The organism is Clostridium sp. AF32-12BH, from assembly GCF_003477935.1.
Taxonomy (GTDB): domain Bacteria; phylum Bacillota; class Clostridia; order Lachnospirales; family Lachnospiraceae; genus Brotaphodocola.
Genome location: NZ_QUEH01000007.1, coordinates 14,326 through 30,458 on the forward strand (window position 1 = coordinate 14,326; position 16,133 = coordinate 30,458).

At 48.5% G+C, this 16,133-nt stretch carries 14 protein-coding genes and 1 tRNA gene; 5 read left to right on the forward strand and 10 right to left on the reverse strand.

All coding sequences use genetic code 11. From position 1 onward, the window contains the following. The first annotated feature begins 71 nt into the window (after positions 1-71). Entirely contained in the window at positions 72-692 is a 621-nt protein-coding gene (locus tag DWZ40_RS08045) for a prolyl-tRNA synthetase associated domain-containing protein (protein ID WP_118542469.1), read from the forward strand. Positions 693-772: 80 nt separating this feature from the next. Here DWZ40_RS08045 and DWZ40_RS08050 read toward each other — a convergent pair whose 3' ends face one another. From DWZ40_RS08050 to DWZ40_RS08060, 3 genes are all read right to left on the reverse strand, one after another. Further along, the gene (locus tag DWZ40_RS08050) at positions 773-2,569 is read right to left on the reverse strand and encodes an aminopeptidase P family N-terminal domain-containing protein (RefSeq protein ID WP_118542471.1); all 1,797 of its coding nucleotides are present in this window, start codon (positions 2,567-2,569) and stop codon (positions 773-775) included. Positions 2,570-2,689: 120 nt separating this feature from the next. Beyond that, on the reverse strand, positions 2,690-4,108 hold the full coding sequence (gene lpdA / locus DWZ40_RS08055; RefSeq protein WP_118542473.1) for a dihydrolipoyl dehydrogenase: 1,419 nt from the start codon (positions 4,106-4,108) through the stop codon (positions 2,690-2,692). A gap of 91 nt (positions 4,109-4,199) precedes the next feature. After that, a complete protein-coding gene (locus DWZ40_RS08060) occupies positions 4,200-4,985 on the reverse strand; it encodes a Cof-type HAD-IIB family hydrolase (RefSeq protein WP_118707188.1) in 786 nt (261 codons plus the stop codon). A gap of 201 nt (positions 4,986-5,186) precedes the next feature. Here DWZ40_RS08060 and DWZ40_RS08065 point away from each other — a divergent pair. After that, positions 5,187-5,260, forward strand: a tRNA-Pro gene (locus DWZ40_RS08065). A gap of 115 nt (positions 5,261-5,375) precedes the next feature. Here the strand turns inward: DWZ40_RS08065 and DWZ40_RS08070 are convergent. The 3 genes from DWZ40_RS08070 to DWZ40_RS08080 all read right to left on the reverse strand — a co-directional run bounded on the left by DWZ40_RS08070 (position 5,376) and on the right by DWZ40_RS08080 (position 9,326). Next, on the reverse strand, positions 5,376-6,203 hold the full coding sequence (locus tag DWZ40_RS08070) for a PRD domain-containing protein (protein WP_118542475.1): 828 nt from the start codon (positions 6,201-6,203) through the stop codon (positions 5,376-5,378). Positions 6,204-6,359: 156 nt separating this feature from the next. Further along, positions 6,360-8,612, reverse strand: coding sequence for a PTS transporter subunit IIABC (locus tag DWZ40_RS08075; protein ID WP_118542477.1), 2,253 nt, complete (start codon positions 8,610-8,612; stop codon positions 6,360-6,362). A gap of 345 nt (positions 8,613-8,957) precedes the next feature. After that, entirely contained in the window at positions 8,958-9,326 is a 369-nt protein-coding gene (locus tag DWZ40_RS08080) for a hypothetical protein (protein WP_147354157.1), read from the reverse strand. A 282-nt stretch (positions 9,327-9,608) separates the two neighbouring features. Between DWZ40_RS08080 and DWZ40_RS08085 the strand changes: the two genes are divergently transcribed. From DWZ40_RS08085 to DWZ40_RS08095, 3 genes are read left to right on the forward strand one after another with little or no spacing between them, the layout of a single operon-like run. Continuing rightward, entirely contained in the window at positions 9,609-9,914 is a 306-nt protein-coding gene (locus tag DWZ40_RS08085) for a spore coat associated protein CotJA (RefSeq protein WP_243035274.1), read from the forward strand. Further along, positions 9,914-10,168 carry a spore coat protein CotJB gene (locus DWZ40_RS08090; RefSeq protein ID WP_118542481.1) on the forward strand — a complete coding sequence of 85 codons (255 nt, stop codon included), beginning with the start codon at positions 9,914-9,916 and terminating at the stop codon, positions 10,166-10,168. The genes DWZ40_RS08085 and DWZ40_RS08090 overlap by 1 nt, the downstream gene beginning before the upstream one ends. Continuing rightward, positions 10,168-10,803 (forward strand): manganese catalase family protein, encoded by a 636-nt coding sequence (locus DWZ40_RS08095; protein WP_118542483.1) that lies wholly within the window; start codon positions 10,168-10,170, stop codon positions 10,801-10,803. The genes DWZ40_RS08090 and DWZ40_RS08095 overlap by 1 nt, the downstream gene beginning before the upstream one ends. 90 nt (positions 10,804-10,893) lie before the next feature. Here the strand turns inward: DWZ40_RS08095 and DWZ40_RS08100 are convergent, their stop codons facing one another. From DWZ40_RS08100 to DWZ40_RS08115, 4 genes are all read right to left on the reverse strand, one after another. Further along, the gene (locus DWZ40_RS08100) at positions 10,894-11,316 is read right to left on the reverse strand and encodes a CBS domain-containing protein (RefSeq protein ID WP_118542485.1); all 423 of its coding nucleotides are present in this window, start codon (positions 11,314-11,316) and stop codon (positions 10,894-10,896) included. 200 nt (positions 11,317-11,516) lie between these two features. Continuing rightward, positions 11,517-12,383: a M23 family metallopeptidase gene (locus DWZ40_RS08105; protein ID WP_118542487.1), complete on the reverse strand. Its 867-nt coding sequence runs from the start codon at positions 12,381-12,383 to the stop codon at positions 11,517-11,519. Between the two features lie 41 nt (positions 12,384-12,424). After that, positions 12,425-13,531: a SpoIID/LytB domain-containing protein gene (locus tag DWZ40_RS08110; protein ID WP_118542489.1), complete on the reverse strand. Its 1,107-nt coding sequence runs from the start codon at positions 13,529-13,531 to the stop codon at positions 12,425-12,427. Between the two features lie 58 nt (positions 13,532-13,589). Then, positions 13,590-16,055 (reverse strand): glycogen/starch/alpha-glucan phosphorylase, encoded by a 2,466-nt coding sequence (locus DWZ40_RS08115; RefSeq protein WP_118542491.1) that lies wholly within the window; start codon positions 16,053-16,055, stop codon positions 13,590-13,592. Positions 16,056-16,133 lie beyond the last annotated feature (78 nt).

Consider the following 16,133-nt stretch of genomic DNA (forward strand, 5'->3'; position numbering starts at 1 on the left):
TTTGAACCTTGAGACCCGCCAAAAACATGAATCATTACCTACATTACAACATATTTTCAGGAGGATACCCCATGGATCACACAGCTGATAACAACACACAAGCCGGTGCTGCACGCACCGGCGAGGATTCTTTCTATATCGATCCGGTTCTCTACACCGGGCGCCCGGAAAACTGTTCTGGACGGCTGGAAAAGGAGATCCGCACTTATGACCTTCTGGATGAACTCCAGATTCCTTATTGGCGTCTTGACCACGATGCCACCGCCACGATCGATGCCTGCCATGACGTGGATGTCCGGCTGGATATCGAGATCTGCAAAAATCTGTTCCTGTGCAATGCCCAGAAGACCCAGTTTTATCTGCTCATGATGCCGGGGCACAAGAAGTTTAAGACAGCAAAGCTTTCCAAACAGATTGGAAGTGCCCGCCTTTCCTTTGCGACACCGGATTTCATGGAACAGTTTCTGGATATTACACCGGGCTCCGTTAGTGTGCTTGGTCTTATGAATGACCATGATAACCGGGTGCGCCTCCTCATTGACCAGGATGTGATCGATCACCACACCTTTATCGGATGCCATCCATGCATCAATACTTCGAGCTTAAAGCTTTACACAAAAGACATTTTGGAGAAATTTCTCCCTGCCGTCCATCATGAGTACACCGTCGTTCATCTTCCCTGGGAGGATTGATCTGATTTCATGGTGAGTATCCACGGTCCCACAGCGGCTGCCAGACCGGCAGCCCTGCCATGGAACCCTTTCATTGATTTTTACTTTTTCAGCGGTCTGGTTACTTCTTTTAACCAGGCCGTTTCTTCTTCCGTTAAGTACGGCGCGATCTTTTTATATACCTGCGCATGATACTCATTCAGCCATGCCACATCCTGTTCTTCCATCAGGGAAACATCCACCGGCTCTAAGTCGATCGGTACATAAGTCAGGTACTCAAAGCTTAAGAACTGACCATACTCGGTCTTTTCATCCTTCTTACAGTATACCAGGTTCTCGGTGCGGATTCCGTGGCTTCCTTCGATGTAAAGGCCCGGCTCATCGGAACATACCATACCCGGCATGAACGGGGCACTGTCCTGACGTTCCGGAACTACGCGGTAGCGGATGCCGATCGGCCGTTCATGCACGTTCAGCAAATAGCCTACCCCATGACCGGTTCCGTGATTGAAATCCAGTCCGCGTCTCCAAAGTGGTTCTCTTGCCACATAGTCCAGGCTCAGCCCGCTGCAGCCCTGCATGAATTTCACATGGCCCAGGCGCAGCATACTCATCAGCACCAGCGTGTAATGTTCCTTTTCTTTCTCGGTCACTGGTCCCAGCGCGATGGTACGGGTAATGTCCGTACTGCCCTCATAATACTGTCCGCCGGAATCCACCAGATACAGTCCCCGCGCCTGCAGACTTGCAGCGTGTCCAGGCACTGCATGATAATGGCACAATGCCGCATTTTCACCGTAAGCAGAAATGGTCGGGAAGCTCGGTTCCAGTGCACCATGTTCCAGACGCAGCTGATCCAGGTAAGCCGCCACACTGCACTCGTCCATTGGAATCTTTCCGATATTCTTCTTTAACCAGTAAATGTATTTGGTCATAACCACACCATCCGTGATGTGGGCTTTTTTCATATTCTCAATCTCGGTCGCGTTTTTCTGTGATTTCGCATATACGGTCGGATTCATCTGGTCCACAATCTGGTTCTGCCCCTGTACGCTCTCATAAATTGCATAGTTAACGCGGCTCTTCTCTAACAAAATGCGATGACCTTTTAATTCTTTCACATCTGCATAAATGTCATTGTATGGGCGCACGGTAACACCCAGGGTGTTCAGATAATCCTGTACCTCGTCAGAAAGCACCTGCGGATTTACATAGAAGAACAGCTGCTCTTTGGTCACCATCAGATAAGAAAGTACAACCGGGTTATACGGGATGTCATTTCCGCGGATATTTAACATCCAGACAATGTCATCCAGTGTTGTAAGGATATGCACATCCGCATAAGCCTTCTCCATCGCTGCCCTTACGTTTGCAATTTTCTCGGAAGCAGACTGTCCTGCATATGTTTCGTCCAGAATCCAGACTGGCTTCGCAGAAAGTTCCGGACGATCTTCCCAGATTTCTCCGATCAGGTCATGGTCCGGGCAGATCACTGCCTGCTTAAGAGAAAAACGCTCTTTTAAGTTCTCTCCGGTCTTGCTGTTGATGACACGTCCATCAAAGCCCAGCACACCCTGTTCCGGCATATGCTCTTCCAGGTACTGTTCCATAGTCGGCACTCCTGGCTGCCCCATCTTCATCAGTTCCACACCGCTGTCTTTTAACTCGCCTGCTGCCTGGACAAAATAACGGCCATCTGTCCAGAGACCGGCCCAGTCTTTCGTGATCAGTGCCACACCGGAAGAACCGGTAAAACCAGTGATATATTTTCTGCACGTGAAATGCGGACCCACATATTCGGATTCGTGAAAATCTGCCGTCGGTACCAGGTAGGCATCCATGTGGTAAGTCTCCATCCGGCTGCGGAGACGCTCAATTCTGTTTGTAATCTCGTTCATGATAGTATCCTCTTTTTCTTCTTTTTATACTGTTGGAATCACGTTGCCGCCTATAACAGCCTTGTCTTTCTTCAGATGTTTCTGACAATCTGCCGCCGCTGATTCCGTAATTATCATTTTTTAATTCTGGCGCATGGCATCTTCAATGGCAGCCGCAATGCCCTCACTGTAGGTCGGATGCGCACGCATTGCCAGAGAAAGCTGTTCGGCTGTGAGTCCATTGGCAATGGCAGTTGCCATCTCTCCGATCATGTCTGTAGCGCGCGGACACATCATCTGTGCACCTACGATCGTATTCGAATACGCCTCAAAGATCAGGCGGATAAAACCGTGTTCTTCCCGCGCAATGATGGATTTTCCATTTTCTCCCATGTCATAAACACCGCAGCGCACTTTCATGCCAAGTTCTCCGGCCTTCGCTTCCGTGATTCCCACGGTTGCAATTTCCGGCTCCGTGTAAATACAGCTTGGCACAATCGGAAGCGAAACAAACATACCGTTCGGCACGGCCTCCAGGCGTATGGTATGCGGTTTTCCGGCCAGATTTTCAATTACATACGTTGCCTGCGCCATGGCGACATGCGCCAGCTGGGTTTTCGCGGAGACATCGCCAATGGCATAAATGCCAGCTTCACTTGTCTGGAAATCTGCGTCTACGACAGGTCGTCCTTTCTCCATCTGCAGAGTCATATCCTCACCGAGAAGTCCTTCCGTATACGGGGTTCTTCCTACAGCCACCACGACCTGATTGGTCTTGATCTGAATGGTCTCGTTGGTCTCAAGATCACGCACCATACATACCAGACTGTCTTCCTTTCGGATTTCCTCCACCATGGCATTGCAATATACCGTAATGCCCTTATCGGTCAGCTGTTCTTTTAATGCCTCAGAAACCTCCTCGTCCATCGGTCCTAACAGGTGCGGTCCTTTCTCTACGATGGTTACTTTGGAGCAGAGTGCCTGGAATATCGTAGCAAACTCTACGCCAATGACACCGCCTCCCATGATCACAATCCGGTCGTAATTCCAGGTCGGCACAGCCAGCAGACGGTCGCTGTTGATGACGCCGGGAAGGTCGATTCCCGGAATTTTCGGCATCACCGGCTTTGCACCGGTGGCAATGATGATGTTTTTCGCCCGAAGATATTCTTTTCCGTTTTCTCCCACCACTTCAATTGTCTTTTCGCGGCGGATGGTCGCTTTCCCTTTGATAAAGGTAATATCATTTTTATCAAATAATTTCTGGATCTCGTCCCGGTAACGACGCACGGAACGCTTTTTGTAATCCTGCATTTTTGCAAAATCAAAGGAGATAAAATCTGTTGATACTCCAAACTCATCTCCATGCTGCATCATGGAAAAAATATTGGATGCATGTAAAAGTGCCTTCGTCGGAATACAGCCGCGGTTGATGCAGACACCGCCCAACTTGTCCTCATCGACTACCGCTACTTTCATACCAAAGGAAGCTCCTTTGATCGCTGCGGTATAGCCGCCCGGACCTGCCCCGATAATCACCAGATCGTAATAAGATGCCATAATTTAAAATTCCTTTCACCTGTATCGTTAGATTGTATATCATGGAATATTTGTTTTTTAAGCCGCAAAAAGTGAATAACTCACCACGGTCTCATTCTCCAAAAAGATGCAGTGCCTCACATGCTTTATAGACTCCGTCTTCTGCAATATCATCTGTGACGTAATCAGCTGCCGCTTTCAACTGCGGATGGGCATTGCCCATGGCTACACCGGTTCCGGCAGTCGTCACAATTTCATAATCATTCATACTATCGCCAAATGCGATAGTATGTTCAAGCGGTATATCCCACACTTTACACAGACGCTTCAGTCCTTCTGCCTTGGACGCGTCCTTCTCGATGATATCTGCTCCCTCACGGCTCGAAAACATAGGCAGCTTGAGCATTGGAAATGCCTCCTCCACCTCTTTTGCGCCTGGTTCACGCCCAATATAGGCAAGCGTCCGCACCGGCATATCCAGAAGCTTCCACGGGTCGCGGAACTTCCGGTCTGACATCTGCCACCGCACCATATCGTGACGTGTCACACACCATGGATTGATAAAATAATCGGTATCTCCCACCGTCATACCGATGGCATAATCTTTATTCTCTGCAAAATGCAGCAATTCTTCCACCAGTTCCCGTTTCATACAGTGCTCGTAGATCAGTTTGCTGCCAACGGTAATCTTGTTGCCATTTAAATGAATAATGGCATCTGGCTTCACCTGATCGGCAAGTCCTTCGCTGAACTTGGCATCCATGTCGCGGCCGGTGGCAATGACAATATAGTAGTGTTCATGCAGCCGGTCCAGCGCCTTAATGGCACTGTCCGGAATTTTATAATCTGCATGGTTCAAAAGCGTCATGTCCATATCAAAACTGACAATTCCCTTCATAGCAATTCTCCGTTTTCTTTCTGTGATCGCAGTTCCTTTTTTCAGGAAACGCCATAATCCTAGTATCCATGATAGCAAAGTACGGGAGGGCTGTAAAGTCCAGAGGAAAGAATTTCCTATAAACGAATCTGAAAATTTATAAAATTTCATACAAATCTCTTTTCAAACTTCCGATTTTCTGATATACTATCATGGTTCAATCGGGGTATGGCGTAGCTTGGTAGCGCGCTCGGCTGGGGGCCGAGAGGTCGCAGGTTCAAATCCTGTTGCCCCGATTTTATGCCTTAAAATGAAGTATAAATTACTTAATTTGAGCAAAATAATTCATACTTTACAAAAAGATGATTGCTGCGCAGAGTGGCAATCATCTTTTCATTTCTTATCGAAATATTATACCGTCTCCCCTCCTGTCACTCTACGGATATGAATAGCCAGAAATCCCGTCTCTTCCCGCGCAAACTCCAGCTTTAATTCCTGTTCCAACTTTCGCAGGATCTGCTCTGCCAGTTCGTATTCTTTCGGGAAATTTTCCCTGGCATAGGATTCCAGATCTAAGTCGGTGCGTTCGCCTTTGCGGGCACGGGCCAGCATATAACGGACATGACTCATCAGCCGGTTGTAACCAAGCGAGCTGTAAGGCAGTTTCTTTCCGGTGCTTTCCTCGATCATGGACATACAGGCATTGACAAGACGCGCTGTTTCCAGCGAATCCGCTACATTTTCCTGTGCCAGCCCGGCATGGATATGCAAAGCGATGTAACCGGCCTCATCTTCTCCAAGTTGGATTCCTGTCATCTTTTTTAAGATTACGCATCCTTTTTTCGCAGCCTCATACTCTTCCTCGAATAATGCTGCGATATCCGCTTTAAATGGATTTGGAATTTCCTTTTGTTCCTTCGCCCGCGCTGCTGCCATGGCGATATGATCCGCCATGGGGATCAGAATATCATGCTGCAAAACTCCCATCGTCTCTTCTGCAAGCTCTATGATTTTCCCCGCTGCTTCTATATAAACCGGGTCAATTCCATTTACCCTGGTCAGAGCAGATGTTTTCTCATTGACCATTTCATAGCGCTTTGCCTGCGGAAGCGTCTGCATCCGCTCCCCCATCCGGTGTCCGAAGCCGACTCCGTTTCCAAGAAGAATCTGTTCCTGCCCGGTGGCATCATCCAAAACCAGGATTCCGTTGTTGTTTAATACTTTGATCACCCGATACATTCCCCTAACCTCCACGTTTCCTTTTCTTCCCTTATTATACACGACAAATCCCGATTACCAAACGCTTTTTTCATGCTGTCTGGCATTTTCAAACAGCACAAAGGACGCGCCCTTCACGCGTCCTCTGTCTGTTCTATAAAAAATACTCCCTAAGTTTTATTGAATGATCATTCCTATCTGATCCAGCCGTTTCACCTGTTTTTCTCCCTCTAAGGTTAATCGCTGTCCCTCTGTCAGACCGGTAAAGATCACAATGCAGGCATCGCTCACAGCGTGCTCCCGAATATATGCCGGGTCAAATTCCATCAGCTTATCGCCCTTTGCGATTTTCTGTCCATCGCTCACGAAGACTTGAAAGCCTTCCCCATTTAATTTTACGGTATCAACACCGATGTGAAGCAGATACTCTGTTCCGTCTGCCGCTTTCATGCCAATGGCATGCTTGCTTGGGAACACGAACATCACCTCACCGTCCTCCGGTGCCACAACCGTTCCATTCTCCGGCATGACCAGATAGCCGTCTCCCATGGCTTTGCTGGCAAATGCTTCATCCGGAGCTTCGGTGATCGGCTTTAAGATGCCTTCAAACGGAGAATACAAAACATGGCCCGGGTTTGTCTGTTCTCCGGCAGATTTTTCGGTTTCCGGCTCTATATTTTTTTCTGTCTTGCGTTCTGCATCTTCTCCATTCTTACCTGTCTCGGCAAATACGGTTTTCGTTTCTTTCCTGTGCTCATCTTTGCCAGACTCTGCAGTTACTGCTTCTGCCTCTTCCTCGTGTTCTTCTGCCAGATAAGACTCCAGCTCCGATTTGATCACGGTAACCTGCGGTCCGTAAATGATCTGGATTCCCTGACCTTTTACGATCACACCTACCGCTCCAGTGCTCTTAAGCAGCTTTTCATTTACCAGAGACGGATTCTCAATGGAGCAGCGCAGTCTGGTTGCACAGCAGTCCACCGATGTGATATTCTTTCTGCCGCCCATGCCCTTTGCAATAGCTGCACTCCGGTTGTCGTTTGCTGCTGTCTGGCTCTGGCGTTCTCCCTCTTTCGCCTCGGCCTTGCGGGCATTCACATCTGCTTTCGTATAAAGCTTTGTTTCCTCGTCATCGTCCTCGCGGCCCGGGGTCTTTAAGTCAAACTTTTTGATGAGAAAGCTGAAAATGAAGTAATACAGCAGGAAATAGACGATTCCTGCCGGAATAATGCGCAGCCAGCTGGTCTTCGCATTGCCCTGCAGCACACCAAAGATCACCAGATCCAGAAGCCCTCCGGAGAAGGTAAGTCCCACCGCAATATTCAAAATGTGTGCGATCATGTAGGCACTGCCCGCCAGGATCACCTGTACGGCAAACAACATCGGTGCTACAAACAGGAAAGAAAATTCAATCGGCTCTGTAATACCGGTGAACATCGAAGCAAGTGCCGCACTTAACAGAAGACCTCCTGCTGCTTTCTTCTTTTCCGGCTTTGCACAGCGGTACATAGCAAGTGCTGCTCCCGGAAGTCCGAAGATCATAAAAATAAACTCACCGGAGAAATACCGGGTAGCATCTGCGCTGAAATGCGCCACGTTGGAGGATGCCAGCTGTGCAAAGAAAATGTTCTGACCGCCCTGGATCAGGTTTCCATCTACCATCATGGTACCGCCCACTGCCGTTTGCCAGAATGGCATGTAAAATACATGATGCAGACCAAACGGAATGAGCGCACGCTTAATGATGCCGAAAATCAGGGTTCCGAAATATCCGGTTCCAGTAACCAGTCCGCCCAGCGCAAAGATGCCGTTCTGGACAGCCGGCCAGATAAAATACATCAGAATGCCAACTGCAACATAAGTAACCGTGGAAATGATCGGCACAAAGCGGGATCCGCCAAAAAACGATAATGCGCTTGGCAGCTGTATTTTATAATAACGGTTATGAAGCGCCGCAACACCAAGTCCCACGATAATACCGCCAAATACACCCATCTGCAATGTCTGGATGCCGCAGACATTTGCAATGGTTCCATCTAACACGTCCGGTGCGATGGAACCGTCTGCCAGAACCTTTCCTGACAGTGAAAGCACCGCATTGATGGACGCGTGCATGACGAAAAAGGAAATCATAGCCGATAACGCGGCTACTTCCTTTTCCGCCTTTGCCATACCAATGGCAACTCCCACTGCGAAGATGATCGGCAGGTTGTCAAAAATCACATTTCCAGCCTTGCTCATGATCACAAGCAGTGCATGCAGGATCGTCCCATTTCCGAGAATTCCCTGCAGACCATAGGTTGCGATGGTCGTCTCGTTCGTAAAGGAACTTCCGATTCCAAGCAAAAGACCTGCGACCGGAAGCACCGCGATCGGGAGCATAAAGCTTCGCCCCACCCTCTGGAGCACTCCAAAAATCTTGTCCTTCATGTTCTTTCTCCTTTTTATTCCGAGTATTCAGATGCACATGGATGTTTCTTTCCGGAATTTTCTGCCGACAAACTATAGAAAAATATAGCTGCATTATCTTAAGCATACCCCGAAATCCCGGATTTCACTCTGTTTTACAGGAAATGATGCAAAACAAAAAGGCATGAATCGAAAGGACACCGTTTTGATGTCCCTTCGGTTCATGCCTGCTTTACCAGTAACACACCTGAATCTCTGTTTGTGATATTAGTATAGTTGGGGATGTGGGATCTGTCAACTAGATTTTAGTTAGATTATTATCTGCGGTATGCTTATTGATTTAGCTGCATCCGCAGCCAGAATCATTTACATCTCCCGGAAAACCCGGTCGTCCTCCTGGCCCTCCTCCTTCCCCGGGTCTTCCAGGTCTGTGGTCCTTATCCCGTCCTTCCCGGAATCCATCACGGAATCCGGCTTCATATCCTTCCCGGAATCCATCCTGGAACGCTTCTCTGGTATTTCGGTTCCATCCGCAGGAGCCTCCCCATCCCCAGTTATTCCAGCCGCAGCCATTATTGCAACTACTTCCGCAGCCGCCCCATCCATTCCATCCCCAGTCATTGCCGCATCTTCCGCAGCCATTACCGCAACCGTTATTGCATCTGCCGCAGTTGTTACCACAGTTCCCACAGCCTCCGCAGCCACCGCGGTTCCAGCCACCACAGTTGTTACCACAACGGTTATTTCCGCATCCATTCCAGTTACACATGATCAAAACTCCTTTTTTCTTGCTTGTACTATATCTTATGAGCAGAGAGAGACAAGGGTGACAACCTCTGGGAGCGACCGTGACATGATTCTTATGCACCGCTTTTTTCTGTGGCACATAAGATGATACTAGAAACTCTGGAAAGGATTTTCATCATGGATTATTCCAATAACCGATGCGGCTGTATGCAAAGACCTCATTTGCTTCAGCCGCCTGCCGGCAATACAGAGAATGCCAGTCCTTGTTCCATGCAGCGTTCTATGCAGCCGGATATTCCTTACCAACCGCTTTCATCCGGAAATGTGAATGCGGGTTCTGGTTTTTATACAACAAGAAGAAACGACAGACCTTCCTGCCCGCTGAATCAGAGCAATGAAAGCAGACAAGTGACAGCACCGAATGCGGAAAGAGAGTGTCTACGGAATATGCCGGTCGCAATGGCGTATACACCCATGCAGCGCTGGAACCAGGTGTACGACAAAGAGCGTGGGCTTACCCGTGGGACCATTTTCCCCGAGCTTGACCTGCCGTTTGTGATGGGGAGGTGCAGATAATGGGTGCATGTAATGACCGGCTTTTGCAGAATGTATATGAAACTGGCTTCGCACTGGATGAAGCCACCTTATATCTGGATACGCATCCAAAATGCCCTATGGCCATGCAGTATTTTCAAAATGCACGGCGTATGAACGAACAGGCAATCCGTGCGTACGAAAAAGAAAATGGTCCGCTTCTGATTGCGAATGCAGATGCAGATACCTGGAACTGGATCCAAGGACCATGGCCATGGGAAGGAGGAATGCGCTGATGTGGAGATATGAAAAGAGACTGCAGTATCCGGTAAAAATTTCACAGCCGAATCCGAAGATGGCACAGTTTATCATGAGTCAATACGGTGGACCAGATGGCGAAATGGGTGCATCCATGCGTTACCTTTCCCAAAGATATGCGATGCCATATGATGTAGCAAAAGCTTCTCTAACAGATATCGGAACGGAAGAGCTTGCCCATTTGGAAATCGTAGCGGCAATTATTCATCAGCTTACACGGAATCTGACACCGCAGAAAATCGAAGAGTCTGGTTTTGGCCCTTATTATATTGACCATACAACCGGTATCTGGCCACAGGCAGCAGGTGGTGTTCCGTTTAATTCCTGTGAATTTCAATCCAAAGGAGATCCGATTACAGATCTGTTTGAAGATCTTGCTGCGGAACAAAAGGCACGCAGCACCTATGATAACATTCTTCGCGTCGTAAAAGATCCAGAAGTGTGCGATCCGATCCGCTATCTGCGTGCAAGGGAAATCGTGCATTTCCAGCGGTTTGGTGAGACGCTGCGACATGTGCAGGATCAGCTGGACAGCAAAAATTTCTATGCGTTTAACCCGGCTTTTGATAAGTCTGCAAGTGCCGGAAATACTCCAGGGCAGAATTGCAGTTAAAATCACAAAAGCCACAAAATGCACACGAACGAAGAAAAACTCCAGAGGTGTCTTTTTCACCTCTGGAGTTCGCCGTTTTTCATTTCGTGTTTAGTTTCCTTTTTCGTGTTCTTTTTTCAGTTTTTCGTAACAGAATTTGATAATATCTTTTCTGGTTATGATCCCAATGAAAAGTCCCCTGTCATCTACCACCGGAACAAAATTCTGGTTCAATGCGCAGTCGATCATGTCTTCCATCCTGGATTCTGCCGTTACCGGCTTATAATCCGCCCGCCGTGCAATGGACGCAACCGGGGCATTCTCTGCTTCTTTGAAATTCATCTGATATTCTTTCCGGATTCCCCAGAGCAGGTCTCCTTCGGTTATCGTTCCGGCATATCTTCCGTCTTTGGATAACAGCGGAATGGTGGAATAACGGAACCTTTCCATCTTGTCCAGTGCCTGACGCACCGTATCATCTTCATAAATGTGAGCAACCTCGCTCTTGGGAGTCAGAAAAAATAAGATATTCATTGTTCACCTCGTATTGTATTTTCGCGGCACGGCCCGCTCATTGAACCAGACGGGTTTCGTGCATCTTTCTCTTATGAAGTAAGCATAGCAAATAATTTCGAAGATTCTATGAACAATTTCTAAATTCTTTCGAAACCAAACACCACGATATCTACAGTCTGAGCTGTTTTCTTCATGAAATCAGGATATCTTACGCATCCCTACTCCAGATAATCCAGCGGATCCACCGTTTTCTCTCCATGGTGCATTTCCAAAAAGACGTTGCTTCCTTCAATCGTATAGTATTTGGTTGGCTCTGCCACATAACCAAGGAGTGCCCCGGCTTCCAGATATTCCCCCTGCACTGCCGTGATTTCTTTTAACTGGCCGCAGGTCACAGTGTAATCGTTTCCGAGATCAAGGACCACATAATCACCGATTTCCTCGTTGTTTCCCACTTCCAGGACCCTGGCTGCTGCCGGCGCTTCGACCGGGGTGCTGACTTCACTCTGGATCACAAGACCCGGATTGCATTTGTACTGTTCCAGAGTTGGAAAATAGATGGTCCGGTCCATACTGTAATCCAGAAGGACATTGCCTCTGGCCGGCCACAGCATTTTACTGGTGTCCGCAAAGTCCAGCACCAGCGCAGTCGCTGCAATACCACCTGCTCCCGCTTCTCTTGCTTCTGCTTCGACATTCTCACCACTTTCATTTCCGGAAGCTACCGTACTTTGCCCGTTCGGAGTCTTTGCATTTTTCTCCGGACCTGCTTCTTTTGCAATGTGTTCCTGCTCTGCAACCGCATTGTCCTGACCGTTTCCGGCCTCTGCCCGTTTCATTTCTTCCTGTGCAGCTTCCGGATCCGGTACTTCGGCATTGGAATTTCCTGCAAGCGGCATCTGATCGTTTGCTTCTTCTGCAAAATATTCATCCTGCCCCTGCATATCCACATATGGCTTCTGTTCCTGTCCGTTTCCTCTTCGGATCGTAACGACACCTGCTGCGGCAACCATAGTCAGCAGGCCAAGCACCAACATGACCAGGAATAATTTATCCCGGAACATCTGATTCATTTTCTCTTTCACCGTTTATCACCTCGGTAGTAGTTTTGCCAAAGTGCCTTTTCTTATTCAGTGACCAGCGAAATATTTTTATAATAATATTTTAAAATGTCTTCAAAGCTCCATCCTTCTTCCGCCATGGCTTCTGCCCCATTCTGGCTGAGTCCATACCCGTGCCCACGCCCTTTTGTCCGAACGATGATCTGCCCCTGGGATTTCGTGTCAATCGTAAAACAGGCGGATGGCAGTTCCAGCGCATACTGCACTTCATCACCCGTATAAGTTCCTGGTCCAATTTTCATCTGGAGCACATACCCTGCATCATCGCGTTTCACCACCTGGATCTCAGAAGGCAGGCGTGCCTCATCCACTGCCCTGGAATCATTCAGTTTTCCAATCCGTGCTGCAAAATCTGATAGATTAAATGCTGTTTCACTTTCCAATGTTGCAGAATGTCTGTCCTTGTTTTTCTGCTCATCCCACTTGCTCTCCACCGACTGCAGGTACGGATAGTCAGCCTCACCGGTCCTGGTCCGCCCGGCACTGCATTCATGAAATAAAGGCAAAATGTAACGGTCCTCATACTTCATAACCATTCCTGCAGTTTCCTTCGCGGCAAGCTTGCAGCGTTCCAGACTCTCTGCCAGCTGTTCCTTCTGATGCACGGTCAGTCCTGCCCCGTCAAATGCTGTCCGGTCGCCCAGGTAGTCCAGGTCCAGCTCTTCCTCCTGAATTTCCTCCCGCTCTCCCATCTGACGGTATATGTAAGTTCGGGCGATCACCGCCTGGCATTTCAAAGCCTCCTGACCAAGTTCCGGACTTGCCTGGCAGACTACGACACCCGGCAGATAATCTTCCACCGAAAGATACGTCTTGACACCATAACGTTCCAGAATAACGCGGCGACTCTGGAAGATGTTTCTGCTTTCCTGCTGTGCGGCTTCCAGGGCTGATTCTCCGGAACGATTCGTATTTCCAGATATACCAAGTTTATCTGACTGACCCGGAATCTTCTGTTCACCTGACAGATCTGCTGCTCCCGTCTCCACATCCCCCTGCTCTGCATTATGCGAATTCCCCGTCCCGTCCTGTCCTGCTGCATGCATACAAAAGAACGAAAACATCCAGGACACCATAAACAAAGCCGCAAAGATCACTCCAATTTTGCGCATAAAAAATCCCTCCAGATTATTTCTAATCTATGGAGGGATTTCTGATTTTATGCCAGATTTACAGTTCTACCTTCACCTTATCCAGATGCCAGATATCTTTTACGTACTCTTCAATGGTACGGTCGGAACTGAACTTGCCGCTGCATGCGGTGTTGAGCATTGCTGCCTTTGCCCACCACTGCTCATCGCGGTATGCCTCGTCTACGCGCTTCTGTGCGTCTGCATACATCCGGAAGTCTTTCAGGATGAAGTAGGTGTCCGCACGGTCGCTGCTTAAGGTATTCAGCAGGGAGTTGTAAATATCACGGAACAGCTCCGGATCGTTCGGTGCATAGTAGCCGTTGATCAGCTGCATCAGCACGCGGCGGATATCCTGGTCGTTGTTGAAGATCTGCATCGGATCGTAGCTGTGATCATGCTCCATGCGGATGATATCGTCAGAGGAAGTACCGAAGATGAACGCATTTTCTGCACCAACCTCTTCCACGATCTCGACGTTTGCACCGTCCATGGTTCCCACAGTCATGGCACCATTTAGCATGAACTTCATGTTGCCGGTACCGGATGCCTCTTTACTTGCAGTAGAGATCTGCTCGCTGACATCGGCTGCCGCAAAGATGATCTCTGCGTTGGATACACGGTAATCCTCAATGAAGACAACTTTGATCTTGCCGTTGATGGACTTATCGTTGTTGATCACATCCGCTACCGAGTTGATGAGCTTGATGGTCAGCTTTGCTCTCTTATAGCCTGCTGCTGCCTTTGCACCGAAGATGAAGGTTCTCGGAACCATATCCAGGTTCGGGTTATCCTTCAGCTGGTTGTACAGATACATGACATGCAGGATATTCATCAGCTGACGCTTGTACTCGTGCAGTCTCTTAACCTGAACATCGAAAATGGAACGCGGATCTACATCGATGCCATTGTGCTCTTTGATGTATTTTGCCAGACGTACCTTGTTCTGGTATTTGATGTTCATAAACTCGTGCTGGCACTTCTCGTCATCCACATACAGCTTTAATTTGCTGATTGCGGAAAGGTCCGTGATCCACTCGTCACCGATCTTGTCGGTGATCCAGTCTGCCAGAAGCGGGTTTGCATGAAGCAGGAAACGTCTCTGGGTAATACCGTTGGTCTTGTTGTTGAACTTCTCCGGCATCATCTCATAGAAATCTTTTAACTCCTGTTTTTCCAGGATCTCGGTGTGCAGTCTTGCTACACCATTTACGGAGAAGCTGCCTGCGATTGCCATATGAGCCATCTTTACCTGACCGTCGTAGACAATGGCCATCTTCGCAATCTTCTCCTGGTTGCCCGGATATTTCTGCTGGATCTCAATGACGAAGCGGCGGTTGATCTCCTCTACGATCTGGTAGATACGCGGAAGCAGTCTGGAGAACAGCTCGATCGGCCATTTTTCCAGTGCCTCTGCCATGATGGTGTGGTTGGTATACGCACAGGTCTTGGTAGTAACATCCCATGCCTCTTCCCAGGTTAAGTTGTAGTCGTCCAGAAGGATACGCATAAGCTCTGCAACTGCTACGGTCGGATGGGTATCGTTTAACTGGAATACGTTCTTCTCGTAGAATTTGCGGATATCATCATGCTTCTCCATGTACTTGCTTACAGCACGCTGTACACTTGCAGAAATGAAGAAGTACTGCTGTTTTAAACGCAGCTCCTTACCAGCATAGTGGTTATCGTTCGGGTAAAGCACATCACAGATAGTCTTTGCCAGATTCTCCTGCTCTACGGCTTTCTGATAATCACCTTTGTCAAAAGAATCCAGGTTGAAGGTATTGATCGGCTGTGCATCCCAGATACGCAGGGTGTTGACTACGTTATTGCCATAGCCTACAACCGGCAGATCGTACGGAATCGCCATAACAGACTGGTAACCCTCCTGCACGAAATGCTCTCTTCCATTTTCCCATACGGTGCGCACATAACCGCCAAATTTTACCTCAGTCGCATACTCGGAACGGCGTACCTCAAACGGGTTGCCATCCTTTAACCAGTTATCCGGCACCTCGACCTGGTAACCGTTTTCAATTTTCTGTTTGAACATACCATAGTGGTAACGGATGCCGCAGCCATAAGCCGGGTATCCAAGCGTTGCAAGGGAATCCAAAAAGCATGCGGCAAGACGTCCCAGACCACCGTTTCCAAGTGCTGCATCCGGCTCCTGGTCCTCGATCACGTTTAAGTCGAAGCCAAGCTCATCTAAGACTTCCTTCACTTCGTCTCTTGCCATAATGCTGATGATGTTATTGCCCAGCGCACGTCCCATCAAAAACTCCATGGAAAGATAGTAAACGGTCTTTACATCCTTCTTCTCATATTCCTTATGGGTCGCGATCCACTCGTCGATGATGACATCCTTTACCGCGTAGGCAACGGCCTGGAACACCTGATTCGGGGTTGCCTCATCAATGGTGCGGCGGTACAGATTCTTCACGTTATCAACAACGCTCTTTTTAAATGTTTCTTTGTCAAACCCTTTGTTTGCAATGACTTTCATACTGGATCTCCTCTCCTCAGTTGCAGTCTGCCCTTATAAACCTTTTCCGGTCAGCATGCCAATGCTGCCGCCCGTGCC

Coding starts and splice junctions, on each gene's coding strand:
- DWZ40_RS08045 (WP_118542469.1), top strand. CDS start 72: ATGGATCACACAGCTGATAACAACACACAAGCCGGTGCTGCACGCACC.
- DWZ40_RS08050 (WP_118542471.1), bottom strand. CDS start 2,569: ATGAACGAGATTACAAACAGAATTGAGCGTCTCCGCAGCCGGATGGAG.
- lpdA (WP_118542473.1), bottom strand. CDS start 4,108: ATGGCATCTTATTACGATCTGGTGATTATCGGGGCAGGTCCGGGCGGC.
- DWZ40_RS08060 (WP_118707188.1), bottom strand. CDS start 4,985: ATGAAGGGAATTGTCAGTTTTGATATGGACATGACGCTTTTGAACCAT.
- DWZ40_RS08070 (WP_118542475.1), bottom strand. CDS start 6,203: ATGTATCGGGTGATCAAAGTATTAAACAACAACGGAATCCTGGTTTTG.
- DWZ40_RS08075 (WP_118542477.1), bottom strand. CDS start 8,612: ATGAAGGACAAGATTTTTGGAGTGCTCCAGAGGGTGGGGCGAAGCTTT.
- DWZ40_RS08085 (WP_243035274.1), top strand. CDS start 9,609: ATGCAGCGTTCTATGCAGCCGGATATTCCTTACCAACCGCTTTCATCC.
- DWZ40_RS08090 (WP_118542481.1), top strand. CDS start 9,914: ATGGGTGCATGTAATGACCGGCTTTTGCAGAATGTATATGAAACTGGC.
- DWZ40_RS08095 (WP_118542483.1), top strand. CDS start 10,168: ATGTGGAGATATGAAAAGAGACTGCAGTATCCGGTAAAAATTTCACAG.
- DWZ40_RS08100 (WP_118542485.1), bottom strand. CDS start 11,316: ATGAATATCTTATTTTTTCTGACTCCCAAGAGCGAGGTTGCTCACATT.
- DWZ40_RS08110 (WP_118542489.1), bottom strand. CDS start 13,531: ATGCGCAAAATTGGAGTGATCTTTGCGGCTTTGTTTATGGTGTCCTGG.
- DWZ40_RS08115 (WP_118542491.1), bottom strand. CDS start 16,055: ATGAAAGTCATTGCAAACAAAGGGTTTGACAAAGAAACATTTAAAAAG.